The organism is bacterium (genome assembly GCA_004322275.1).
Classification (GTDB): Bacteria; Desulfobacterota; Deferrisomatia; order Deferrisomatales; family BM512; genus SCTA01.
Genome location: SCTA01000006.1, coordinates 20,590 through 44,706, shown reverse-complemented (window position 1 = coordinate 44,706; position 24,117 = coordinate 20,590). Strand labels below are relative to the sequence as shown.

Below are 24,117 nucleotides of genomic sequence, written 5' to 3'. Positions count from 1 at the left end.
CTTTGGCCAGGCCGGCGGGAAAGAATTCAATCGCGGTTTTTCTCGCCGCCGTGCTTCTCTTCGGCGGAGGGCTCTCCTTCGCCCTTGAAACCGGAACGCAGCAGCAGACGGAGAAGTCGATCTACGCCCGCCTCCGTCTCGATTCCATCCTGAAAACCAGAAGCGACTCGGGCCTCCTCGCCTACTACAACGACAAAAACGAGCCCGCCAACTTTCGCGCCCAGGCTCTGGAAACCATCCTGAAAGACAGGCCACCCCCCCTCTCCACCAGCGAGAGAATCCTCCTCCAGAACGGCCTTGCGGCCCCCGAGCCCGAGATTCGGACGATCTCCGCCAGGCTCATCGGCACCCTCAAGGAGACCGCCCTCATACGGCAGGTTCTCGAAATGGCCGATTCCGACCCGGACCCCGGCGTCAAGGCGGAAGCCCTCATCACGACGAGGCCGTGGACGAAGATCTCGCACCTTTATTTTCTCGAAAAAGCCGTCGAGAGCGAATCGTTGAAGGTTCGCGTGGAGGGAGTCAACTCTCTGGGAAACCTTTCCGCGGGCGAGCTCAACCCCGCCATAGTCGGCAGGGTGGAGACTTTCATGGGGCAGGGGAACCCGCCGGAACTGCGAAAGGCGGCGATGGGCGCTCTCTACGTGTGGAAAAGGCTGGAGTGGGAAGACCTCAGGGATACCATGCTCGACCCGGGCGCTCCCGAAGGGCTCCGGATTTACGCGATGGAGCTTTCCGACAAGCTGCCGCAGGCCCTCCGGGTAAGAATGGACCTTCTGCGCGACGTCGCCACCTCCGAAACCTCTCTTCGCTTCGTCTGGCAGGCGTTTCGCAGGATAAAGAACACCATAAAAAACGATCTGGACCTCAACCGGAGCCTCGCGAAACTGCTTTCCACCACCACCCAGTCAAATACGGCGGTGGACGAGATCGCGAACTACCTCAAGGCACAGGGTTACACCCTCCTGCGAAGGGACGACGGCGGATGGCTGGTGCGGGGAATCTGAGGTTTTTGCGGCTCGTCCCCGCCGCGCTCCTGTTTCTACTCATCCTGACTTCTCCGGCGGCAGCTAAAACTATAATCGCGGATACCGAGTGGTCCGGCAGCGTCCTCGTCGAGGAGGATCTGCGCGTCGCCCCCGGAGCGACCCTTACCATCGCCGCCGGAACGAAAGTCCTCTTCGCCGAAGCCGTCAGCACCAAGACCGACCCCTCCTTTTTCAGCCCCCAGACGGAGATAACCGTAGAAGGAAAGCTTGTGGCCGCCGGGACCCCGGACGCGCCGGTGACCTTCGAGCCCCAGACAGGCTATTGGGGCGGAATTATCGCCGCGCCAAAGGGCGAGGTCATTTTGCGTAACGCGGTCCTCGCCCGCGCCGAGGAGGCGCTGCTGGTAGACGGCGGGACTCTTCGGGCTCAAAAAACAGTGGTGAGAGGCTCGGACTTCGGTCTGGTTCTCGCGCCTGAGAGGATTTTCGAGGGTGACGGCCTTTCGCTGGAAAGCTGCAAGGTCGGCGTCGTCGATATGGCCGGGAAGGCGGATTCGATCGCCGGGGTGACGGTGAAAGACGCGGAGGACGCAGCCTTTCTCTCCTTTGCCTATACTCGGGAAACGCCCGAAACGCCCGTTTTGCCCGAGCCGAAGGGGCCTGAAAGGGAATTCGTCGGCGATTACACCGTCGAGGGGAAAGAGAGCTGGCGCGGCGTCGTGACCATTTCCGGCAGGGTTACCGTGCCCCCCGGCTCGGTGCTGAATATCGAGCCGGGCACGAGGGTGAGGTTCAGAAAGAAAGACACCGACGGAGACAACCTCGGCGAGGGCGAGCTTCTGGTCACCGGCTCGATACGCGCCGTGGGTCTGAAGGAAAACCCGATAGTCTTCGAGTCCGCCGAGCGTAGTCCCTCTCCCGGCGACTGGGACAAGGTGAGCGTCATCTCCTCCGAAGACCCCGAAAACGTCTTTGAAAACACCCTCTTTCGCTATGGCGTGCAGGGGCTTCACGGCCATTTTTCAAACCTCACCGTCAGGGATTCGACCTTCGTGTCGAATATCCGGGCCGTGCAGTTTCAGGAGAGCGAGCGCACCACAGTAACCGGCTCCACCTTCATCGGAAACAAGCAGGCCGTCCGCTTTCGGGATTCCGCCGTAACCATCGAGAACTGTTTCTTTTCCGGGAACGATTACTCCGTCCACGCCTTCCGGGGCTCGCTCGATTTTCGGGGAAACAGGGTAATCGGCTCGAAGCTCGGGGGAATGCTGGCGAAGGAGTGCTCCCTCAAGGTTGAAAACAACCTCTTCGACCTCGGCAGGAACTCTCTCAAGGTCAAGGGGGAGGGCGCCTTCCTGACCCTCAGGGCCAACAAACTTCTCAGAAACACCGAGAGCGCGCTTTCCCTCAGCTACGCCGAAGGCGAGATAACCGGCAACGAGTTCGACCTCGCCGGTCTCGACCTCGTCGGCGTCGAGGAAGGCAAGGTGGCCTTTCGGGACAACGTCTTCGGCCTGGCCAAACGCCATTCCATCCACCTCAGCGGCTCCAAAGGCATCGACGCCGCGCAAAACTGGTGGAACCCCGAAAATCCGCCCGAAAAATCCATTTACGACGGGAAAGACGATCCCTCCCTCGGCCTCGTAACCTTTGAACCCGCTAAAGAATGGGCTACCCGCCCCCATTAGACCCCACATCTTGTAGTTGTCGTAACTCCTTATCAATACTATACTTTCAGGTGTGAGTCCCGCAGGGCCGATTTTCGGTCTCCGGTTCCTGGCAAGGATGAGAATCATCAGAAAGCTCCCTTTTGTCCTCCTTGCGGTTTTGGCGCTCTTCCTTCCGGCCTTCGCCGGGGAGGAGGAGACGGCGAAACAGCTTGAGATTTTAAAAGAGCGCATCCGCTCCGAGGCCGGGATCGAGGTCGCTCCCGCCACCGGGGAGGCTGTCCCGCCGGAGGTGGAGATTACCGTCCTTCCGGGCGACACCCATCTTCGCCTCGCGCAGGATATGACCGGCTCTCCCAAGGCCGAGCGGCTGCTGAAATCCCTCGCTCCCTCTCTGGAGCCGGGCAAAAAGCTGAAGATTCCCCGAACCCTCCTTCTCTCCCCGCTGGCGGATCACAGGTCGGTCTCCTTCAGGCTTAACGAACCCCACGTCTCTCTCTGGTCGCTGGTGAACGAGGAACTCGACCCCGAAAACGGAGACGCGGCTTTCGTCGCCGTCCGCAACGTCCAGAGACTGAACCACATCACCGACCCCTCGAAGATGGTGGACGGGCAGAAGATACTCGTCCCCGAGGCGCTCCTCCCCGTCACCTTCAGGCCGCGCCCCTCCATCTTCGTCTTCCGGGACTACCGGTGCGAGGATTTAAAGAACCTTAAAAGACAGGCTCCTTCCGCTGAGATACCGGAAAAGTTCGTGCGAAAGCTCAAGAAAAACGGACTCTGGGAGCAGCAGACCGTAAGGCCTTCTGTGGACATGGTGGTCGTTCACACCACAGAGCATGAAGGCGCGCCCTTCGACAACGTGGCGAACTACATCCGCAAGAACCGGCTTGCAAACTACCTCATCGGCCCCGGAGGGGACATTTACGAGGTAATCCCCGAGCGCTTCCGCTCCTTCGGCTGCGGTCAGAGCCTCTGGAACGGCGTCTACAACGTCGATCACAGGGCGATAAACATCGAGTTGTACGCCGATACCGCCACCCCCGAAATCTTCTCTCCGATAACCACGGCGCAGTACGAGGCGCTAAAGAGCCTCCTCGAAGACATCTACGCCAGACGCCCCGAGATTCACCCCGGCCGCGTCCTCACCCACAAGATGGTCGCCCTGAACTACAAATACGAGATGCGCTCCCGCAAGGGCGACCCCTACGTCTTCGACTGGACACTGGCGGGCCTCCCGGACAACTCAGCGCTGGTGGATCAGGACCTCGCCCTCGGCAGAGCCGTAATCTGCGACAACAAGGTTGACGCCCCCAAAATTACCTGCGGCCAGACCGAGGCGATGCGAATCGTAAGAAGCCTCTAGAGACTGCCCAAAAACTGTTACGAGGCCCGTTTTCTGTGTCGCGTGCTCGCTCAAAGCTCGCCTAACACCCGGTTATGTCTCGCTTTTCGCTCCGCGTCTCCTTGAAACCGGGCCTCTCTCGACGTTTTTGGGCAGTCTCTTAAATATCCTAACCTCTCCAACCCCCCCGGTGCTAAAATCCCCCTCGGTTAAAAAAGAGTCGAGGGAGAGCCATGAAAGAGCAGCGGTCCGGCAGGCGAAGTTTCGCCCTTCTTGGCGCGGTGGTTTTCGCCGCCGCGCTGATAATCTATTTTCGGGCGCTTTCTCTCGGGCTGGTCTGGGACGACCCTTTTCTCATAGGCCAGACGAGAGAGATATTCTCCCAAAAGGGTATTTTCGGCTTTTTCACCACGCCCTTCCTCGCCCTGGAAGGCAAAATTTCCCCCAATTACTTCCGCCCCCTCGTCTTCATCTCGATCTGGCTCGACGGCCTTATCGGCTCAGGGTCCCCCCTTGTCTTTCACCTGACCAACGTCCTTTTGCACGGCGTCGCTAGCGTCCTTTGCTTCAACCTTTTTTCCTTATTCCTCGATAGGTCCATCGCCTTCTGGGCCGCGCTCCTCTTCGCGATACACCCCGTTCACACCGAATCGGTCTACTTCGTCTCCGGCCGCACCGACATACTCGCGGCGGTCTTCATCCTCGCCACGGCGGTAATGTGGGGCTCGGAACTTAAAGGCGAAGTCTCCAAAACCACGGCGAGGCTCTGGGGCGGCGTTTTCTTCCTTTGCGCCCTTCTCACGAAGGAGGCGGCTTTTTTCGTTCCCGTGGCCCTTTTGGGGTGGGATTTTCTGCAAACGGGAAGGGGAGAGGAACACGGCGAAAGGCGAAAAGCATGGTTCTCCATCCTCGGCGGGCTGTGTCTTGCCGTACTCCTTTACAGGTTCAGCTTCGACGGCGGAATACTCTCCCCCCTCAAGACGCTGCCTCCCGCAGTCCCTCCGATAACCCCCCCGGATCGTCTCTGGGGATTTCTGGAATACCTTCGCCTGATGACCCTTCCCTTTCCCCTGAAGGCCTACTACACCCCCTCCGTCGTGGGGCCGTCACCTTCGGTGCTGGTTGGGGCGCTGCTCACGCTCGGATTATTTCTGTCTTTCGGCGGGAGTTCCGATAAGAGAATCGGGCTTTCGGGGTTTTTGTGGTTTTTCGCCTTTTTGTTTCCCGTGCTGGGTATTATCCCCGCCAGGGTGCCGGTGGCGGGAGAGCGCTTTCTCTACATCCCCTCGGTCTCTTTTTGCCTCATGGCCGGTTACGCGCTGCAAGCGCTGGCGAAGAGGTTTGAAGACGGGGGAAGGGTGAGGTGGCTGCCCGCGATTTTACTTCTGCCCCTTTGCCTCGTCACCGTGCTTCGGGCCGACGTCTGGAAGGACGACAAAGCCCTTTTCGAGCATATCACCGCCGCCGCCCCCGATTATTTCGGCGGGCACTACAATCTGGCGATCATGTATTTCGGGGAGAAGCGCTATGAAGAGGCGTCGGAGGAGTATATTTTCGCCGCCACCCTGAAGCCGGAGGACTCCAGACCCTGGGCAGGGGCGGGAAGAAGCTTTCTCTATCAAGGGAAACCGGGGCTGGCCGCCGGATACTTTGAAAAGGCCCTTGAGCTTTCACCCGAGAGCGCCTCCCTGCGCTTCGAGTACGCCGGGGCGTTCAACGCGATGGGAGACAGCGCCGGGGAGAGAGAGCAGCTGGAGCTGGTCGTGAGGGGCGACCCCTCGAATTTCAGCGCCTGGAACAATCTCGGGATACTGAGCAGGCGGGCCGGTGAAGTTGCGAAGGCCGAGGAATACTTCCGGAAAGCCCTGGAGCTTCGGTCCGGAGCCCCCGCCGCCCTCGGCAACCTGATAGACCTTCTCACGGAAACCGGCAGGCAGGGAGAGATTCCCGGCCTGCTTTCCCTTCTTGAAAAGAGCGACCCGTCCGGCGCGGCTCTTTTGAGGAAAAAATTCGAGACCAAAAGGTAAAACGGGGGGGGTGAACCGCCCTTTTGCACTCACAGGGGGTGGGAGGGGGGTGGGGGCCCGGGCGACGGCCCCGCCGCCCCGCAGCCGGTGCAAGGCGGCAGCGGGACTAAACGGTGAAACAGGGGCTAAGGGGGGCACGACGGAAAAAGTATATATTTTTCCCGAACAAAACCTTCCTACTCTTGATTTTATGCAATTTTATTGGCATTTTCGGCAACCTATGGTACTTACTACGTAGTTTCCGCGTTTTGAGGATGGTTCTTTCCGTTACTTGCAAAAGAACCCTCTTTTTTTTGATTTCGGTTTGTGCTATACACGCGCTCAACTCTTATGAAAGGGTTGAATGGAAACTTCTAAAACAGAAGTTGGAGACATCTTCCCGGCGCCGACGTTGAGCTTCACTCGCTCCGAAGGAGGCTTCATCCTCGGAGGCGAGTTTAAGGTCATGGTTCACGTACCACCGGTTTTGAGGGCGGGTCTCGACAGTTGCCCGCCGCCTTGATGCTACCGTTTCATTACGTTTAACTCTCTCTTTAACAGGACGGGAGCGGGGCGCAGGGAAGCGGCCCACCCGCCAACACACAAGAACAGAATCCAGAAAGGAAAAACAAGAGATGAAAATCGCCCTTAAGTCCCTCGTTATTGCCGTTGCAGCAGTTGCACTTCTTGCCGGTTGCGCCAAGCCCCCGACCCAGGAGCTCGCCGCCGCGAAGGCCGCCATCGATGCCGGCGTCGCCATGCAGGCCCCCGTCTACGCCCCCGAGGAACTCGCCAAGGTGAAGAAGGATCTTGCCGGCGCCGAAGCGGAGATCAAGGTTCAGGAAGAGAAGTTCTGGAAGAATTTCGACAACGCGAAGGCCATGATCGTGAAGGTCACCGCTGACGCCGAGGCCATCAAGGCCGCCATCCCCGCCCGCAAGGAAGCCGCCAAGAAGGCCGCCATCGAAGCCGAAGCCGCCGCCAAGGTCGCTCTCGAAGAAGCCAAGGCTCTTCTCGCCAAGGCCCCCAAGGGCAAGGGCACCCGCGCCGACATCGAAGCTTTCGCCGCCGACCTCAAGGGCGTAGAAGACGCGATGCCCCAGGTTGCCGCCAAGATCGCCGGTGAAGATTTCTTCGGCGCCTCCGACAGCGCCAACAGCCTGAAGGCCAAGGCCATGAGCGTCTCCGAGCAGATCAACGCCGCCATCGAGAAGGCCAAGCCCGCTGGCAAGAAAAAGAAGTAAGAAGTAAAACTTAAATGAGGAAAACCATGAGGAAATGCCGGTTTCTGATTGCCGGTCTCCTCTTGGCCCTCTCGTGTAATGCCTGCCAGATGGCGTCGGTCCCCCCGGAGGTTGGTCGAGCGGAAGCACTGTTCGAAGACCTCCAGGGGGCCGGCGCCCCGATTTTCGCCCCTGATGACTACCAGAAACACATATCGACACTAACCATTGCCAGGTACATGCTCGGCAAGGAGCAGGAACGGTATAGCCTTTTTAGAGACTACGAGCCGGTGGCGAAGCAGTATCGCGAGGTTATCGCCGAGCAGGAGTCGATTTTAAAAAAGGTTTCTGACGTCAAGGCAGCTCTTACCGCCGATATAATCGGCAAGATGGAGGCCGCCTCGAACAGGATGAGCGTTCTTCGCGAGCTCACCACCCTCATGAATGAGGGACGGCTCGCCAGAAGAAGTCTGATGAGGGCCGAACTGGTCCTCGACGACGCGAAAAAGGCCCTCTATGCGGGGGATTTATACCAGGCACAGCGAAAGGTCGAAGAGGCTGTCGCAGAAAACAAGATAGCTGAAAGAACGCTGTCGCCCATAGTGTGCCGCTACCTGGATTCGGGGCAGCTGTCACGCTGGAAGAGCCAGGTAGACAAGGCAGTGAGAGAGTCCGCCCGCACCGGTGGATTACTGTACGTTGTGGTCAAACTTGACAAGCTTCTGTATGTTTATCGTGATGGAAAGGTAATCAATACCTATCCGGTCGGACTTGGACGAAACGGCCTTTCCGACAAGGTCGGTTCAGGCGACAGGGCCACCCCGGAGGGGTGCTATAAAGTTTCAGGCAAACTTGCCCGAAGCAGATACTATAAGGCGCTTTTGATAGATTATCCCAACGAAGAAGACAAAAGGCAGTTCGCTCAATTGAAAAAGAGGGGTGCTATACCCAGAAACCGCGCTATCGGCGGCAACGTCGAGTTGCACGGCGGCGGGCAGGATTCGGTCACTTACGGCTGCGTTTCCATGGACGACCCCGTCATGGACAGGGTTTACAATCTGGCCAGCGTCGGCACTCCGGTGGTCATAGTCGGAGCGCTGGATAAAAACGATCTTCTTTCTGCCGCTTGCGGCGGGAGCAAGTAATCCTTGTCTCTTACCCCGGAAACCCCGGATATCCCGGAAAAAAAAGACCCCCTGAGAAGAGTCGCCCCCAGAGAGGGGAGTGACGGCGGCGGTGTCCTTCGGAAGATATTTTCCCCCGTTCTTTTTCTTCTGAAGCTGCCCCTGAAGGCTCTCTATTGCCTTTACTACCCCTTTCGCAAGGGGTCGATTATCCGGCCAATCATACTGGCGATAGTCCTTCTCGTTGGCGTTCCCCTGACAATCCTTGAGGTGATGGGTTCGCGCAAGGTTTACACGGACGCAGGCGATCTGCTCGCCCCGCCCCCGCTGCCGGAAAAACGGCCTTCTCTTTCCACGGTCGAGGAGAGCAGCAAAACCCTCGAAAAGAAGCTAGCCGCGCTTGCCCCGAAGGGTCTTTACATCGTGGTCGATACGGCGGCAAACCGGCTTTACCTCCATGACAGCGACAAACTCGTGAGGGAGGCCATCGTCTCCTGCGGCAGCGGCAACGTGCTTTCGGATCCCAGGGGCGACAAAACCTGGCTTTTCGACACGCCGCGCGGCGAGTACAGCATTCAGACCAAGATAACAAACCCCGTCTGGAACAAGCCCGACTGGGCTTTCGTCGAGGAGGGCAAGGTGCCTCCCCCCAAAAACTCCCCCGACAGGGCGGAGAGCGGCGTCATGGGGGATTTCGCCATGGGTATCGGCAAGGGGTACTTTCTCCACGGAACCATGTATACGAGGATGCTCGGAAGAAACGTGACCCACGGCTGCGTACGCATAGGCGACGAAGATCTGAAAGTTCTCTACGACACGGTCCCCAAGGGAACGAAGGTTTATATCTACTGATGTTGACCCGCTGGCTGTCGTCGCTTTTTCTGCTGGTTTTCTTCGCCGCAACCGGATTTTGCGACGGAGACGCCGAAACGGCATTCGAGCGCCAGAATCTGCTCAAGGCGGAGCTGGCTGCGGCGCAGACGGGCAAGTTTTACGTCGTTTTCGACCTGAAAAGCGCCTCCTTCCTGCTTAAAAACAGGGGCGTTGTCTTCAAGGAGTGGAAGGCCCTTTCCGCGGAGTACTGGGGAACCGCCATACCCGCCGTTCCCACGACCCTCACGAAGAGAGAGGCCCCCGACAGCCCCGAGAGGACGGAGATTACGCCTGTAGACGAGAACGGCCTCACCCCCGACGGAAAGGTCGCTCCTCTGCCCGATCCCTTTGAAGTGGTCGATATGCCGGTAAAGTACTCTCTCCTCTTTCCGCAGAACGTGACGGTACACGTATCGACGCCGGTTGACGAAAGCAAAGAAAAGTTTGAAAAGTTCAAAGAAAAATTCTCAAATTACAAAGAAAAGTTCGTAAGAAACCTCAAGCTCCCCTTCATTCTTAAAGAGAAGAAGGAGAAGAAAGAGGATTTCGCGAACATTGAGCTTGTAATGACCCCCGCCGACGCGCAGGCCCTCTACTGGGCCTTCCCGGAGGGGACAACTACGATATTTACCGATAAGGCCCTAAGATAATAAAAGGCCGGGTTTCTCCGGCTTTATAATTTCTGGGGTATTCTTTTTACTTCTGGAATTTCAGGGTGGAAAGATGCTTTTTGGAGACCAGATAGATGGTGTCTCCCGATCTCAGCAAAAACCGCGGCTCGTCCGAGTTTATCGCGTCGGAAGGGCGAAAGCCGAGCCCCTTCTCAACCAGAAAGTCTCCCGCCAGACCGAAGCCCCCCACAAGGTGAACAGCCACGCCGGTGGCGTTGAAGAACTCCATCTCGCAGGACGACGACTCGATACCGACGCCGATGGCCGAGATTCCCGCCTTGCCTATCAGCATGAACCCCTCTTCCGAATCCTCGAAGGGCAGGACCTTTTCGCGCTCCGAAATCAGCTCTTCCACCGTTTGCGGCCTCGACCCCACCGCGCCGAAGGGCGAAAGGAAGATGAATCCCTTTTTCTTGACCCCCTCCGAGAGGCAGAGGGTGGCGGCGACTTTGATCTTCTCGACTTTAAGGCTCATCGGAGCGCCTCCGGAGGCGGCGTCTTAAGGTATTTCAGAACGACCTCCTTGTTCACCGCCTTGTCGTAAGCCTCTTCGGGGTCGATAATCTTCTTGTCCAGAAGCTCGCACAGCGCCCCCTCCAGAGTCTGCATCCCCTGCCTCTTCCCGGTCTGAATGGCCGAGGGTATCTGGTAGGTTTTGCCCTCGCGTATCAGGTTTGAGATGGCGGCGGTGACTATCATAACCTCCAGCGCGGCGATGCGGCCCGGCTTGTCCACTCTTTTCAGCAGGTTTTGCGCCACGACCGCCTTTAGCGAGTCCGAGAGGGTGGAGCGAACCTGCGGCTGCTCCTCGGCCTTAAAGACCTCTATAACCCGGTCGACGGTCTTGGCGGCGTTTTGCGTGTGGAGCGTGCCGAAGACCAGGTGCCCCGTTGCGGCCGCCTCGATGGCGAGAGCTATGGTTTCCTTGTCGCGCATCTCGCCGACGAGGATTATGTCCGGGTCTTCCCGGAGCGCCGCCCTAAGGGCCGTCGCGAAACTCTTGGTGTGCTGGCCCACCTCGCGGTGGCTGATGAGGCAGTTGTTGCTCGGATGGACAAACTCTATGGGGTCTTCGATGGTTATGATGTTGTCTTTTCGTATCTCGTTGGCGTACTCGACGATGGCGGCGAGGGTGGTGGATTTGCCGGAGCCGGTCGGACCCGTGACGAGAACCAGCCCCTTCCTGAGTCTGGCGAGGTTCTTTACAGCCTCGGGTATGCCGAGGTCTTCGCAGCTCGCGATTTTAGAGGGAATGAGGCGAAAAACCGCCCCCGCGCCGTTTTTCTGCTTGAAGAAATTGACGCGGAAGCGCGCAATTTCCGGTAGTTCGTAAGCGAAGTCGAGGTCGCCGGTCTCCATGAAGACCGCCCACTTCTCTTCGGAGGTAATCTCACGCAGGAGCCCCGAGAGTCCTTCGTTCGTAAGGATATCGGCCTTGAGCTTTTTCATCTCGCCGTGGACGCGCATTATCGGAAGATTTCCCGACACCAGATGAAGATCGGAGGCGCTCTGCGCCAGCATCGCCTTGAGGTAGGCGTCGATTCTTGCCATTGGAAGCTCCCCGTCAAACGGTTTTAGTGCCCGCTTTTAAAAGTATCACTCACCGGGCGGAAGGGATAGCGGGAAAGAGAAGAGGCCACTAGCAGGAGACGTGATGGTTTTGATGCGCAATTTCGGCGATCTATTTCGGCGAAGGGCAAGGAGTCCGCAGGGCGCGAGGTCGCAGGCAGTAGCGTGACTACGACGGGAGCGCCCGAGAAACGACGCTGACCTTCGCCGAAAGAGGAAGCCGGGCCGGTAGCCGGAAACTATCTCTGCAGACATCCCGTCATTCTCCCGAAGGTTCTCTTTGCGCCATTGAAGTAGCTCCCGCGGGGCACGCGGGTACGCAAAGGCCGCAGCCGTAACAGGCGCTTGCATTGTAAACGAGCCTGCCCTCCGCCATCTTTCGCGCCCCGAAATGGCATAATGGGACACATCCGCCGCAATCCGTGCAAAGGGTTTCGCCGGTCACGGCGATGTACTCCGAATGGGCGACGAGATCGGCCCTTCCTTTGTTTTTCAGGAGGTGAAAGTCGTGGCAGCAGCACTCGCAGCAGCTGCACAGGGCGAAAACCTTCCGCTCCGGGTCGAAGAGGGTGAGGTGGACGAGACCGCTTTTCTCCGCCAGTTTCAGCACCTCTTCGGCCTCTTCGATTGTGACGGATCTTCCTTCGCCTCTCTCGACGGCTTTTTTTGCGAAAGCGCCGAGGTAAAAGCAGACCTCCCTCGGCGCGTCGCAGCGGCCCGCAAGCTCCCTGCAAAGGCAATTGGCCAGGGCGACGGCGTCGCTTGCCTTGAGTATTTCCAGAGCCTGAAGGGAGGGGAGAATCCACTGTTTGGGCTTTAAGGAGACGTTTATGGGAACTACCCTGGAGGAGCGGGTCATCTTCCCTTCGGAGATGAGCTTTTCGTACCGCGCCTCGATCTTGTCCATGTATTCTTCCCAGCGCATCAGCTTTCCTCGTCTTTAAGCGCGTCCGCAAGCGCCCGGCTGTTCACCCTGAAGTTCCACGGTATGGACTTCCAGGGCTCGGGTACCGAATTCAGCCCCACCCTCGGGTGCGCGGTGATGACGTTATCCGGGATTTCAACCCCTTCCTCGACGAAAAGAGTCGAACCGGCGGAGCAGAGGTCCGCCCCGTCGAAACTCCTGTCGATTCCGAAACTTTCGCACAGCTTCGCCGGACCGTCGGCAAGCTCCCTGTCCGGCCTGTTTTTCCGGCGCTGTCTTATTATATCAAGACCTTCCACGGGGTGAAGGGCGCGAATCAACACTGCGGCGGGGAAACCCTCAGCTTCCGTGACGAGATTCAGCATCCAGTGCATCCCGTAAGTGAAATAGACGTAGGCGTGGCCGGGAGGTCCCCACATCGAGGCATTACGCAAAGTGCAGCCAACTCTCGCGTGGCAGCCCAGATCCCCGGTCCCGACGTAACCCTCGGTCTCGACGATATACCCCGAAAGCCTTCCTCGGTCCGGTTCCAGCTTCACCAGGCGCGTTCCGAGAAGTCCTTTCGCCACCTCAAGGGTAGGGCGGGAAAAAAACGAGCGATCGAGCCTCATTCGATCATCGCTACTCTTTAAATAGCTGATTTATTAAATCGGCACAAATTCTGAGAGACATTACTGGAAATGGCCATAGGGAATTGCTTCCATGAGCATTGCAATTCCTAAGTTTTGGCAAACTAACAACAAGTTGTTTGCAGTATTCTGTATTGTCTGCACTGTTAAGCATGTCTTCATTGATGTGTCTGAAACCAGAGTCATTTATCCACTCATTTTCTATAGCGCTACTAATTAATTTTTTTAGCCCGGGAGATTTATCTTTAGCACAGGCTTTTATTCTTAAAGCATGTTCAATAATGATATATGACTGGTGGTGAGCAATTTGCTGAAAACTATAGCAAAACCAGCTATAAACCACGAGATTTTTTAAAATATTAAAATTGCTAATAATTTCTTCTGGAGCATTGGAGGTAATACTTTCTGCGGAGACATCAGCATACAAAGATTCCAGTGTGACTTTGTAAGCAAATACCTGATTGCAAAGAAGATGACGAATATCAGGCTTATTCAATTCTTCAAATTTTTTAAATTTTTCAATATTTTCACTCATAGTATCTTTCTCCGGTATCTAATTTCCTCAAGCTCACGTTTTACAGCTATTGTTTTTTGCCTTGCGAGCCTCTGCGGCTTGCTTCGGGGTATCGTCTTTCCTTGATTGGTTTGAGGTCAAATCAATCTCCATCTGTTATACTGAAAGCCGGTTCCGCTCATCCCGTAAGGACAGGGCGGATATTGATAAACGCTTTTAAATCAACCGGTTAGCCGAAGCAGGCCCGCAGGGGGCTCCGGAGCCTTTGCCGGTGCGCCGCAAGTTGGGGGTTGCCCGCCCCGTGTGGCTCATGGTAGAAGGCAACAGGAAAAATACAAGAAAATTCTTGCCGCAGTTCCTGCTTCCCGGTTTCGTAAAAAGCGTCTTCCTTAAAGGAGATAGAGAATGCCTACGCCACACCTTGAGCAGTCCCTCCAGAGGGATGTCGACCGCCTTCGCGGCAAAGTCGTCGAGATGTGCGACATGGTCGAAAAGGCGCTTAGGGATTGCGTAAAGGCCCTGGTGGACAATAACCGCCAGCTTACCTACGCCGTCATCCTTCGCGACGACCTTATCGACGAAAAGGAAAAAGAACTCGACCGCCTTTGCCTCGAATTCATCATACGCCACCAGCCGGTCGCGGGGCATTTGCGCCTCGCCTACAGCACGATAAAGATAAATCAGGAGCTTGAGCAGATAGGCGACTACGCGGAGAATATCTCGCGTCAGGCCATCAAGCTCGGCGACCTTCCCCCCGAGGTTTCAAGGGAGCGTTTCGTCGAAATAGCCGATCTCTCGATAAAGATGCTTCACGACGCGATAGTTGCCTACTCCCGGGAGGACGCCGAGCTTGCAAAGAGGACAATGGCCGTAGAGAAGACCGTTGACGCCCTCAAAAGCAGCCTGAATACCGATCTGGTCGAGTTCTTCAAAGAAAACAAGATTCCCTTCGACGCCCTCCGTCCGCTTACCACGATCGCGCGCCGCCTTGAGCGCGTAACCGACAGGGCGAGGAACATCTGCCTCGAAGTCATGTATATGATTACCGGCGAGTACGCAAAACACGAGGGCAGCGAGGTCTTCCGGGTGCTCTTCGTGGACAGGCACAACGCCGTTAGAAGCCAGATGGCCGAGGCGATAGCCAACTCCCTCAACCTGCCGCTCTTCATCTTCGCGAGCGCCGGGCTGGAGCCGACCTGCCTCGATCCGCAGACGGTGAGCTTCATGAAGGAAAAGGGCCACGACATCACCAGAATGTCTCCGAAGGGGATTTTTCAGGTGCCCTACCTCGACCACTACCAGGTAATCATCGGCCTCGACCCGGAGGTCCAGCGCGCCTTTCCCCGCCTCCCGCGCAAGGTCGTCTTTCTCGACTGGAGCGGAAAGGATCTCTCCAACATCAAGGGCGGACCCGAAAAGATTCACGCCGCCTACGAGGAAGCCTACAATTTTTTTGAAACTCATATAAGAGATCTGGTCGAAGCGATTCTCGGAACACAGGTGAATTCAAAATGAATAGAGAGACGAAGTTTTTCCTGGCCTCGGCAGCCGCCTGTCTTCTCCTCGCAACCGCCGCGGGCTGCGGCGGCAACAAAAGCGGCGACGCAGCAGGCAAAGCCGCGGGAGCCAGGACCGTCATCCAGAACAAGGGCTCCGACACGATGGTAAATATCGCCCAGGCGTGGGCGGAGGCCTACAAGAAGGCCGAGCCGGCGGTGGAGATCGAAGTCTCCGGCGGCGGCTCGGGCGTCGGCATCGCGGCCCTTTCAAAGGGAGCGGTGGATATCGCCAATTCCTCCCGCAACATGAAGGCGAAGGAAGTCGAAGACGCGAAGAAAAACACCGGCAAGGAGCCCAGGGAGTTCATCGTCGGCTACGACGCCCTCGCAATCTTCGTCCACAAGGACAACCCCCTGAACGAAATCTCGATGGAGCAGATAGCCCGGATCTACGAGGAGGGCGGAGATATAACCAAATGGTCGGATCTCGGCGTCAAGCTGCCCGGCGGCCAGGACGAAATAGTCCGGGTCAGCCGCCAGTCCAGCTCGGGAACCTACGAGTTTTTGCGCGAGCACGTCCTCAAGAACAAGGATTTCAGGCTCGGTTCCCGCGACCTGAACGGCTCGAAGGAAGTTGTCGAGCTGGTTGCCAACACCGCCGGAGCTATAGGTTACAGCGGTATGGGCTACGCCACCCCCGGCGTAAAGATGCTCAGGGTATCCGAAAAAGCGGGAGCGCCCGGAGTCGCCCCCACCCTTGAGAGCGCGAAGAACAAGACCTATCCCATCTCGCGCTCTCTCCAGATGTACACCCTCGGAGAGCCGCAGGGGGCGGTAAAGAAGTACATAGACTGGATTCTGAGCGACGCCGGGCAGGCCATAGTGGAGCAGAGCGGCTACGTTTCCATACCGGCGAACATGCGGACTAAATGATCAAAGACGAACCCGGTTTAAGAAGCTGCGAAGAAAAGCCCGGCATAAATCCCTGCCCGGTAAGGCGCAACAGGAGTGCGTGGGCTACGTCGGGCGAGAAAGTCATCGAGCTTATAATCCGCACAAGCGGGGTAAGCGCGATTTTCTTCGTTCTCGCTATCTTTTTCTTCGTCTTCCGAGAAGCCGCGCCGGTACTCTTCAGCGGATCCTTCAAGCTCGGTCAGTTTCTGACGAGCGTCGAGTGGTACCCCACCTCCGCGGTAAACGTCCGTTACGGCACCCTTGCGCTCATCGTCGGGACCTTCAGCGTGACGATCCTAGCGATGCTCATCGCGGTGCCCTTCGGCCTAGGCGTCGCGGTTTTCATCTCGGAATTCTGCAAGCCGAAGACGAGGGAATCCCTCAAGATTATAATCGAGCTTCTGGCGGCGATACCAAGCGTCGTCTGGGGGTTTATCGGCCTCACCGTAATGAGCAGGCTTCTCGTTAAGTATGCGGGAGCCGAGGTCGGGGTCAACGTCCTCAACGGGGCGATAATTCTGGCGCTCATGAGCATACCGATAATCGTCTCCATCGGCGAGGACGCGCTCAAGGCGGTGCCCGACTCCTACAGGGAGGCGGGGCTGGCGATGGGCGCCACCAGGTGGCAGCTCCTCTATCGGGTGCTCATTCCCGCGGCGAAGAACGGCCTTCTGGCGGCGGTGCTGCTGGGCATAGGCCGCGCAGTAGGCGAGACGATGGCGGTGCTGATGGCCACGGGCCACGCGGTCCATATTCCCACCGGCGTTCTGGATTCCGTGCGTACCCTTACGGCCAATATCGCCGCCGAGCTGGGCGAAGCCCCCGTGGGGTCGGACCATTACCGGGTTCTCTTTCTCACGGGCGTCCTTCTCTTCGTTATTACCTTCGTGGTCAACCTCACCGCGGACCTCGTTATCCGCGGGATAAAGAAAAGCAACAGATGACGACGCAGCCGGATTTGCCGGACAACAAGAGATTCACCAGAACCCCTCTGGTCCGCAGAAAAGAGAAGGCGCAGAAAGTCGCGCAGGGTGTTCTTTTCTGCATGGCGGCGCTTGTTATAATCCCTCTCGTGGCGATAATCGGCTACCTGATTATCGAAGCGGCTCCCGCCCTGAGCCTCGACTTCATCCTCGACATCCCGCAAAAGGGAATGACCGAAGGCGGCATCTGGCCCGCTTTCATAGGCACCATCTACCTTGTCGGCGTTTCCCTGGCGGTCTCGGCCCCGATCGGTGTCATGGCCGCCATCTACCTGAACGAATACGCCCAGGACAACTGGTTCAACCGCCTCATAAACCTGGCGGTCATAAACCTGGCCGGTGTTCCGAGCATTGTTCACGCCCTCTTTGGCCTCGGCGCTTTCGTCTACGCCGCGAGGATGGGCTACTCGATTCTCTCGGCCTCCTTCACCCTGGCGATAATGACCCTTCCGGTAATCATAGCCAGCACCCGCGAGGCGCTGGCCTCGGTGCCCAAGTCCTTCCGGGAAGCCTGCTGGAACGTAGGGGCCACCCGCTGGCAGACGATACGCTCCATAGTTCTTCCCAACTCCGTCAGCGGCATCCTCACCGGCGTCATCCTGCAGGTGAGCCGCGCCGCGGGCGAAACCGCCCCGGTAATGTTCACCGGCGCGGTCTTCTACAAGGCCGTGGAGCGCGGCGATATCTTCGCCTACAGCCTGAACGAGCAGTGCATGGCGCTTTCCATGCACCTCTACACGGTTTCGACGCAGGTGCCCGGCGTGAAGGATTCCATCCCCGCCGCTACCGCCGTGGTGCTTCTGGGGTCGGTGCTTCTGGTGAACGCCACGGCGATAGGGCTCCGCGTCTGGCTGCGCAACAGGAAGAAGTGGTAAGTGGGATGGAGCAGCAAAAAAAGATAGAAGTCAGGGACCTTCGCCTCTCCTACGGGAACACCGAGGTGATACACGGAATCTCCTTCGAGGTTCACCAAAAGGAGATTCTGGGCGTCATCGGCCCCGCGCAATCGGGCAAGACCTCTCTTCTCAAATGCATAAACCGCACGACCGAGTTCACCCCCGGAGCGCGCGTCTCCGGCACGATAAAGGTGGACGGCGAAGACCTCCGCCACGTAAAGGATATTTACGGGCTGCGCCGAAAGGTCGGCATGGTCGCTCCGCTTCCCGTCGGGCTTCCTCTCACCATCTACGACAACGTGGCCTTCGCGCCGCGCTGTTCGGGGGTAACCCACAAAGACGAGCTGGACCAAATAGTGGAGAGGTGCCTTAAATCCGCCGCCCTCTGGGACGAGGTGAAAGACCGGCTCGGCGTCCTCGGCACCAAGCTCTCCGGCGGCCAGCAGCAGCGCCTTACGATTGCCCGCGCCCTCTCGCACGACCCGGAGATACTCTGCCTCGACGAATTTTCGATAGCCATTGACCCGGTCACGACGATGAGAATCGAAGACGTGCTAAAAGAGCTTTGCAGCGAGATAACCATCATCCTCGTTACTAATCTGACCCAGCAGGCGAGGCGTCTCGCCGACCGGACGATGTTCCTCTGGAACGGCGAGATAATCGAGATCGACACCACCGAAAAACTCTTCTCGGAAACTCCCGGAAATCCCAGGACCTGGGATTACGTCAACGGGATAATCGGATAAATGATGAGCGACACCGGCGAAACCGCGATAACGACCAGGGACCTGAACCTCTGGTACGGAAACTTTCAGGCCCTGAAAAGCGTCACGGTCAATTTTCGCCGGGGGATAATCACCTCGCTCATCGGGCCCAGCGGCTGCGGCAAGACTACGCTTCTTCGCTGCTTCAACCGCATCAACGAGCGCTTCGACAACGTAAAGACGCGCGGCGAGATATCGATTCTGGGCAAGAACATCTACGACGAGGACATCTCCCTCATCGAGCTGCGCAAATCCGTGGGAATGGTCTTCCAGCGCCCCAATCCGCTCCCCATCTCCATCTACGAGAACCTGACCTTCGGCCTTCGCATACACACCGAAAGGTCTCAGCAGAAAAAATCCTTTCTGAACGAACAGGTGGAGCTGGCCCTGACCGAAGTGGGGCTCTGGGACGACCTCAAGGACAGGCTGGGGGAGAAGGCCACTTCGCTGCAGCTCGACCAGCAGCAGAAACTCTGCATAGCGAGGCTCCTGCCGCTGAAGCCCGAGGTCATCCTGATGGACGAACCCTGCTCGGCGCTGGACGTTGAGGGTACGAGGGCTATAGAGGAACTGATGTTCGGGTTGAAGGAGCACTACACCATCATCATCGTGACGCACAACATGGCGCAGGCGCGGCGCGCCAGCGACGAGTGCGTCTTCATGCTGCTGGGTGAGCTTGTCGAGCACAGCCGGACGGGCGACCTCTTCCTGACTCCGCAGAACCCGAAGACCGCCGAATACATTGAAGGAAGGTACGGCTGATACCATGGGAGCGGCGAAAACCGCTACTCCCCGATTATTTTGACCAAAACCCGCTTCTTCCTGCCCCCGTCGAACTCCCCGTAGAAAATCGCCTCCCAGGGGCCGAAATCCAGCCTTCCGTTGGTCACGGCCACCACCACCTCGCGGCCCATTAGCTGGCGCTTAAGGTGGGCGTCGCCGTTGTCCTCGCCGGTCCTGTTGTGGCTGTACCTGCTCACCGGCGCGTGCGGCGCCAGTTCCTCAAGCCACTTTTCATAGTCCTGATGGAGCCCGGCTTCGTTGTCGTTGATGAAGACAGAAGCCGTGATGTGCATCGCGTTGACGAGGCAAAGCCCCTCTTTTATCCCGCTTTCGCGCAGGCACTCGTTGACCTGCGGCGTGATGTACACGAACGAGCGCCTCCCCGGCACGTCGAACCATAACTCCTTGCGGTAAGATTTCAATGAATGTTCTCGTCTTGTTGGTCATTGAGAGGTAGGTATTGTTCTCCCATCAATCCTCTTATCTTTAAGCAATCGTCACAAAGTCGGAGTGTGCCAGGTCCCCCAGGTGGTCGCTGACTTTTTATAAGAACATGATCATTTGCCGTGTCATCGCCACAAATTGAACACACATCAGAACTACCAGCCAGATTTATTATCTCGCGAGTCTGCTTTGCCTGATGAAGATCCCATTGCTCTAGGGCCGCAAACCATTCAGGTGTATGTGGTTCGAGAATACTTGCCTTCGATTCTGTAAGGTGCCCATTAATCTCAAGCCAACTAGTGGCTACTCTTATGCGCTGTTGATGTAACGAGGCCAGGTGTTCAAATAGTTCCATCATAATTCTGAAAAATTTAAGATTGTGTTGCCGAAAGAGAAAGTTGTAACCCATCCTATTTGAGATGTAGCGGTGTGGTCCGGATTTTTCGCTTTTCAAAACACTCCAACAGTATTCTTCAATTACATCTGGAGGCATTTCATTCATGAAATAAATATTATACTGCCAAGGGTTCTTATCTAATTCGGTCTTCCAGATTGTAAGATATCCAGATGTATTCAGAAGTTGGCAAAATTCATCATCACATTCGGGATTAGCAACAAGATAGTTGTCCATATCGTCGAATGTTTGGATTGTTGGGTCTTTATCGCGAGCACCGGTGAGGATTGTATTGGTGGATTCCCTCATTAGTTTCGTTATGTCCACACTTTCCTGATTCCATAGCAATTCTTCATGAGTTGCTGGTACTGTAGAATCTGATACTTCAATTAGCAGAGGGCTTGATTTGATATCTTCCGGGGAACAGTAATTCGAGTCCCCTACAAGTAGTATTCCTGCTGATTCAAAGGCCTGTGCAACAAGTCTTGAACAAAACTGTTTCTTGCTAAAACTGTGCGCTCCACCTAAAGCCGTCAGGGCAGCTTCCTTATAAGAATACTGTGCGCCGATATGGCCTCGCATATAGGTCAAAATTTTTTGTAGACTGGTAGCATTCAAGTTATCTCTTAAGCGGAGGGCATAAACTGGGCAGTCTTCTTCATAAAACAATCTTTGCGTATTTCTAGCATGTACACCTTCTCCGGTTGCATCAATAATAGATCTGTCATCTACATAAATCATGGCGTGTGAGATATCGCTCTTTGTAACGCGGCGAATTCCTTTACTAAACTTTTCTGTAGACGTTGTTAGTAAAATATCTCCTGGCAAGAGTACCGCATCATTTAAACGTTTCAAATTGCTTGTCTCAGTTATTGTAGTCGAAGACATTAATCCCTCCTTGGTCGTGGCGAACTTGGGGTCTGCGTAGTCCCTGTACAACAATCCCTTTAACCACAAAAGGAAGTGAAGTAGTAGATCTGCTTTGTCTTGACGAGGCAAAGCCCCTCTTTTATTCCGCTTTCGCGCAGGCACTCGTTGACCTGCGGCGTGATGTACACGAACGAGCGCCTCCCCGGCACGTCGAACCATAACTCCTTGCGGTAGGATTTCATTGCTTTGCTCCATCTCAGAAAAGCAGGGCTTCCAGCAGGTGTTGAACTTCCTGCAGGACTTCGCCTCCGACGACCCCTTTCTTTTTCGCCACCCTTGCCCGCCAGTCGATGCACGTCAACTGATCGGTCATGATCATTCCGGAAACGTCCGGGTTTCCCTCCAGTTCTATCTGAAAGGGATAACCTTTTTTTCTGGAGGTAATAGGGCAGCAAAGCATCGTGCCGGCTTTCTCGTTGTAAATCGAGGGAGTGAGGACCAGCGCGGGACGGTAGCCGGCCTGCTCGTGGCCGAGGCGAGGGTCGAAACTCAGCCAGACAACGTCACCCTTTTCGGGAACGTATTCCATTACAAAAGCTCTTTTCCGGCAGGCGGCCCCATGTCGGTCTTGCCGGGGACGTTTTCGGGCGTTATCCTCGCGACTAGCTCAGCGAGGGAATATTTTTTCGCCTTCTCGACCGGCTTTAAGACGATCTCGTCGCCCTGAAGTGAAATCTCGACCCTTGAGTTCTGCCCGAGGTGGGCGTCTTTGGCGATCTGCACAGGGATTCTCACAGCGAGGCTGTTCCCCCATTTCTGAATCGTGGCAAACATGACTTTACCTCCTTTTCGGAAAGTATAGCCATTGTAGATACAAAGCGCAAGGGTATCGTTACGGCGGCGCGCAAACAGGCGGGCATTTTCTTACGAGCCGCGGGGGGCTCGGCCCACAAGTCTCCGGTAACTTTTCAACTCCTCCTCTCCCCATGCTCCGCCGGTTCGACCCGTACGCGGGTGTCGTAGAAGGCCGCGCAGCCCCCCTTGTCGGTGGAGATTACCTCGGTGACCTCGTTGGCGCAGCGCCCGAGGCTCATCCAGCCTCCGCGCGGCACGGCGACGCATTCCGGGTGAAGAGCGGCGTCGAGGTGAACCTCGCATTCAATCTCCCCGACCGGACTGACAATCCTCGCCATGCTCCCCATGGTTAAGCCGGACTTTTTTGCGGTATCGGGGTGAATCCGTACCGGCAGGGGGTCTTTTTGCTCCTCCGGCAAGAGCTGCGAGTGGACGGCGTCCGGGCGTACGTGGCTGAGGAGCGAAAGAGGATGCACCGGGTCTACGGCGGGCTCCGAGGTCAGCGAGGTGAGGAGGCGGAACTTCCCGTCCGGGTGTGCGAAGCCATCGCAGAAGACCACCGGGGGCTCGCTGAACTCGTGAAATACCGTCCGGCGAAGCTCGGAGAGGGTCGGGCCGTTTTGAGGGAGGCAGGAGGAGAGCCAGCGGTCGAGGCTGTCGAAGATTGTAGCCACTCCGATTCTCTTTGCCAACTCCTGCATAATATCAAAATCCGTTTTGCACCCGGCGGGAGGTTCCGCCACTTTTGACACGGCGGCTATCTCGCTCAGAGAGGAGGAGCCCGCGAGGTCGTTTTCTTCGGGCCAGAGGGCGACCGGGAGCACGATGTCCGCCACGCGGGCGGTCTCCGTCCAGAAGGCGTCGGCTACGATTACCGTTCCGGAAGCCTCGAAGGCCGCGTGGACTCCCTTCGAGTCGGGGCACTGGTTTACCGGGTTCATCGAACAGACGTAGATTACCTCCGGCTTTACCCTGCGCAGCTCGTCGGCCAGGTAGGGGAGAAAAACCGGCTCCGGCTCGGGCACGGAGCGCCCCGAGGGACGCCGCAGATAGCGCGAAGAGGAGACGTTGTAGTAGAACCCTCCGCCGCTCTTCCCGAGGGTGTCGGCGAGGAAGGCGAGGCCGTGGACGGCGCGCACGCTCTCGTAGCCGCTGCGGTGGCGCTGGAGGCCCCAGGCGCATATTGTCGCGGTCTTTCTCTCGGCCCCGTAGAAATCCGCCAGCTTTTCCGCGTTCGCGGGCGAAACGCCGCAGGCTTTAAGGAGCCTGTCCGTATCGAGGGAGCGGATGAAATTCAGAAATTCTCCGCCGTTTGAAGTTTTTCTCCACGGGGTGAGGGAAGGGCAGTTCTCCAGCATGATCTTCGCCACCGCGAAGGCCAGGAACCTGTCGGAGCCGGGCCGCAGAAGTATCGTCTCGTGCGCCAGCCCTGCGACGGATTTGCCGTCCACGGTCACGGCGATTACCCGCGCACCCTTCTTCGCCGCCCGCTCTACCCTTGCGGCGGTGTGGTTGGAGGAGGCCGGGTTTTTACCCCAGAGGACGATGTGGCGGGCGTTTTCGATCTCCGAGGGGTGGTTCATGAGCAGCTCGCCCGCTCCGTCGATTACTGCCTTTATTCCGGCTGAATCGCACAGCGAGCCGGAGGTGGTGCGCGCGCCTATCTTCTCGAAGAGGTAGCTGGCGAACCCTTTGCTCGCCCCCATCGAGGCGAAGCCCTTGATTAGGAGGATCGAGGCGGGGTCTTTCTGGGCGGCGATGGCGATTTTCCGCGCGGCCTCGTCCAGCGCCTCCTCCCAGGAGACGGGATGAAAATGGCCGCTTTTTTTAATCCAGGGTTCGCGGATGCGGTGGGGGGAGGAGAGGTGCGAGGGGAATTTCCGGGTTTTCCCGCAGATAAAGCCCATGGTGGGCTCGTGGCCGGAATACGCTCCGAACACGAGCCCGCCGGGGGTGTCTTCAGCTTCGATCAGGCAGCTGTCGGGGCAGTCTCTGGCACAGCGGGTTATGCGGCCCATGTGATACCTCCGTGTGAAACCGCCGGAAACCGGCGCATCCTTTCCGCCCCCGGCTTCGTCATGTCCTCGCTCAAGGACTCGCCGTAGCGCTGCTACTGCCTCGCCCTTTCGCTGCGGGATTC

General features: G+C 57.3%; 24 protein-coding genes and 1 pseudogene. 14 read left to right on the top strand and 11 right to left on the bottom strand.

Annotated elements, in window-relative coordinates:
* The first annotated feature begins 2 nt into the window (after nucleotides 1–2).
* From EPN96_02125 to EPN96_02090, 8 genes are all read left to right on the top strand, one after another.
* A complete protein-coding gene (locus tag EPN96_02125; GenBank protein TAL18322.1) occupies nucleotides 3–1,007 on the top strand; it encodes a hypothetical protein in 1,005 nt (334 codons plus the stop codon).
* Nucleotides 986–2,677: a right-handed parallel beta-helix repeat-containing protein gene (locus EPN96_02120; protein ID TAL18321.1), complete on the top strand. Its 1,692-nt coding sequence runs from the start codon at nucleotides 986–988 to the stop codon at nucleotides 2,675–2,677. The genes EPN96_02125 and EPN96_02120 overlap by 22 nt, the downstream gene beginning before the upstream one ends.
* 97 nt (nucleotides 2,678–2,774) lie before the next feature.
* The gene (locus EPN96_02115) at nucleotides 2,775–4,022 is read left to right on the top strand and encodes an N-acetylmuramoyl-L-alanine amidase (GenBank protein ID TAL18320.1); all 1,248 of its coding nucleotides are present in this window, start codon (nucleotides 2,775–2,777) and stop codon (nucleotides 4,020–4,022) included.
* Nucleotides 4,023–4,234: 212 nt separating this feature from the next.
* Nucleotides 4,235–6,028 (top strand): tetratricopeptide repeat protein, encoded by a 1,794-nt coding sequence (locus EPN96_02110; protein TAL18319.1) that lies wholly within the window; start codon nucleotides 4,235–4,237, stop codon nucleotides 6,026–6,028.
* A gap of 614 nt (nucleotides 6,029–6,642) precedes the next feature.
* A complete protein-coding gene (locus EPN96_02105; protein TAL18318.1) occupies nucleotides 6,643–7,251 on the top strand; it encodes a DUF4398 domain-containing protein in 609 nt (202 codons plus the stop codon).
* A gap of 14 nt (nucleotides 7,252–7,265) precedes the next feature.
* Nucleotides 7,266–8,375, top strand: a complete 1,110-nt coding sequence (locus EPN96_02100) for a hypothetical protein (protein TAL18317.1) — start codon at nucleotides 7,266–7,268, stop codon at nucleotides 8,373–8,375.
* Between the two features lie 3 nt (nucleotides 8,376–8,378).
* A complete protein-coding gene (locus EPN96_02095) occupies nucleotides 8,379–9,206 on the top strand; it encodes a L,D-transpeptidase (protein ID TAL18316.1) in 828 nt (275 codons plus the stop codon).
* Nucleotides 9,206–9,877 (top strand): hypothetical protein, encoded by a 672-nt coding sequence (locus tag EPN96_02090; protein ID TAL18315.1) that lies wholly within the window; start codon nucleotides 9,206–9,208, stop codon nucleotides 9,875–9,877. Before EPN96_02095 ends, EPN96_02090 begins: the two co-directional genes overlap by 1 nt.
* A gap of 46 nt (nucleotides 9,878–9,923) precedes the next feature.
* On the opposite strand, the gene EPN96_02085 is transcribed toward EPN96_02090, so the two are convergent.
* The 5 genes from EPN96_02085 to EPN96_02065 all read right to left on the bottom strand — a co-directional run bounded on the left by EPN96_02085 (nucleotide 9,924) and on the right by EPN96_02065 (nucleotide 13,556).
* Nucleotides 9,924–10,373, bottom strand: a complete 450-nt coding sequence (locus EPN96_02085) for a hypothetical protein (protein TAL18314.1) — start codon at nucleotides 10,371–10,373, stop codon at nucleotides 9,924–9,926.
* Complete coding sequence (locus EPN96_02080; GenBank protein ID TAL18313.1) at nucleotides 10,370–11,449, bottom strand: type IV pilus twitching motility protein PilT; 1,080 nt, start codon at nucleotides 11,447–11,449, stop codon at nucleotides 10,370–10,372. The genes EPN96_02085 and EPN96_02080 overlap by 4 nt, the downstream gene beginning before the upstream one ends.
* Nucleotides 11,450–11,726: 277 nt before the next feature.
* Nucleotides 11,727–12,392 (bottom strand): hypothetical protein, encoded by a 666-nt coding sequence (locus tag EPN96_02075; GenBank protein ID TAL18312.1) that lies wholly within the window; start codon nucleotides 12,390–12,392, stop codon nucleotides 11,727–11,729.
* Nucleotides 12,392–13,003: a DNA-3-methyladenine glycosylase gene (locus EPN96_02070; GenBank protein TAL18311.1), complete on the bottom strand. Its 612-nt coding sequence runs from the start codon at nucleotides 13,001–13,003 to the stop codon at nucleotides 12,392–12,394. The genes EPN96_02075 and EPN96_02070 overlap by 1 nt, the downstream gene beginning before the upstream one ends.
* 10 nt (nucleotides 13,004–13,013) lie before the next feature.
* Nucleotides 13,014–13,556 (bottom strand): hypothetical protein, encoded by a 543-nt coding sequence (locus tag EPN96_02065; protein TAL18310.1) that lies wholly within the window; start codon nucleotides 13,554–13,556, stop codon nucleotides 13,014–13,016.
* Nucleotides 13,557–13,940: 384 nt separating this feature from the next.
* On the opposite strand from EPN96_02065, the gene phoU reads away from it, so the two are divergent.
* The 6 genes from phoU to EPN96_02035 are packed head-to-tail and all read left to right on the top strand — an operon-like array spanning nucleotide 13,941 to nucleotide 19,393.
* The gene (phoU, locus tag EPN96_02060) at nucleotides 13,941–15,050 is read left to right on the top strand and encodes a phosphate signaling complex protein PhoU (GenBank protein TAL18309.1); all 1,110 of its coding nucleotides are present in this window, start codon (nucleotides 13,941–13,943) and stop codon (nucleotides 15,048–15,050) included.
* The gene (locus tag EPN96_02055; protein ID TAL18308.1) at nucleotides 15,047–15,967 is read left to right on the top strand and encodes a phosphate ABC transporter substrate-binding protein; all 921 of its coding nucleotides are present in this window, start codon (nucleotides 15,047–15,049) and stop codon (nucleotides 15,965–15,967) included. Before phoU ends, EPN96_02055 begins: the two co-directional genes overlap by 4 nt.
* The gene (pstC, locus tag EPN96_02050; GenBank protein TAL18307.1) at nucleotides 15,964–16,932 is read left to right on the top strand and encodes a phosphate ABC transporter permease subunit PstC; all 969 of its coding nucleotides are present in this window, start codon (nucleotides 15,964–15,966) and stop codon (nucleotides 16,930–16,932) included. The genes EPN96_02055 and pstC overlap by 4 nt, the downstream gene beginning before the upstream one ends.
* Nucleotides 16,929–17,846: a phosphate ABC transporter permease PstA gene (gene pstA / locus EPN96_02045; GenBank protein TAL18306.1), complete on the top strand. Its 918-nt coding sequence runs from the start codon at nucleotides 16,929–16,931 to the stop codon at nucleotides 17,844–17,846. The genes pstC and pstA overlap by 4 nt, the downstream gene beginning before the upstream one ends.
* Nucleotides 17,840–18,613 carry an ATP-binding cassette domain-containing protein gene (locus tag EPN96_02040; protein ID TAL18305.1) on the top strand — a complete coding sequence of 258 codons (774 nt, stop codon included), beginning with the start codon at nucleotides 17,840–17,842 and terminating at the stop codon, nucleotides 18,611–18,613. The genes pstA and EPN96_02040 overlap by 7 nt, the downstream gene beginning before the upstream one ends.
* Before the next feature lie 3 nt (nucleotides 18,614–18,616).
* Nucleotides 18,617–19,393: a phosphate ABC transporter ATP-binding protein gene (locus EPN96_02035; protein TAL18304.1), complete on the top strand. Its 777-nt coding sequence runs from the start codon at nucleotides 18,617–18,619 to the stop codon at nucleotides 19,391–19,393.
* A 23-nt stretch (nucleotides 19,394–19,416) separates the two neighbouring features.
* On the opposite strand, the gene EPN96_02030 is transcribed toward EPN96_02035, so the two are convergent.
* The 6 genes and pseudogenes from EPN96_02030 to EPN96_02005 all read right to left on the bottom strand — a co-directional run bounded on the left by EPN96_02030 (nucleotide 19,417) and on the right by EPN96_02005 (nucleotide 23,995).
* Complete coding sequence (locus tag EPN96_02030) at nucleotides 19,417–19,836, bottom strand: YjbQ family protein (GenBank protein TAL18303.1); 420 nt, start codon at nucleotides 19,834–19,836, stop codon at nucleotides 19,417–19,419.
* Nucleotides 19,833–21,140 carry a hypothetical protein gene (locus tag EPN96_02025; GenBank protein TAL18302.1) on the bottom strand — a complete coding sequence of 436 codons (1,308 nt, stop codon included), beginning with the start codon at nucleotides 21,138–21,140 and terminating at the stop codon, nucleotides 19,833–19,835. The genes EPN96_02030 and EPN96_02025 overlap by 4 nt, the downstream gene beginning before the upstream one ends.
* Nucleotides 21,141–21,241: 101 nt before the next feature.
* Nucleotides 21,242–21,364: pseudogene (locus EPN96_02020) on the bottom strand (YjbQ family protein).
* 14 nt (nucleotides 21,365–21,378) lie between these two features.
* A complete protein-coding gene (gene mazF / locus EPN96_02015; protein TAL18301.1) occupies nucleotides 21,379–21,711 on the bottom strand; it encodes an endoribonuclease MazF in 333 nt (110 codons plus the stop codon).
* Nucleotides 21,711–21,956 carry an AbrB/MazE/SpoVT family DNA-binding domain-containing protein gene (locus tag EPN96_02010; GenBank protein TAL18300.1) on the bottom strand — a complete coding sequence of 82 codons (246 nt, stop codon included), beginning with the start codon at nucleotides 21,954–21,956 and terminating at the stop codon, nucleotides 21,711–21,713. The genes mazF and EPN96_02010 overlap by 1 nt, the downstream gene beginning before the upstream one ends.
* Nucleotides 21,957–22,090: 134 nt before the next feature.
* Nucleotides 22,091–23,995 (bottom strand): hypothetical protein, encoded by a 1,905-nt coding sequence (locus tag EPN96_02005; GenBank protein TAL18299.1) that lies wholly within the window; start codon nucleotides 23,993–23,995, stop codon nucleotides 22,091–22,093.
* Nucleotides 23,996–24,117: the final 122 nt, after the last annotated feature.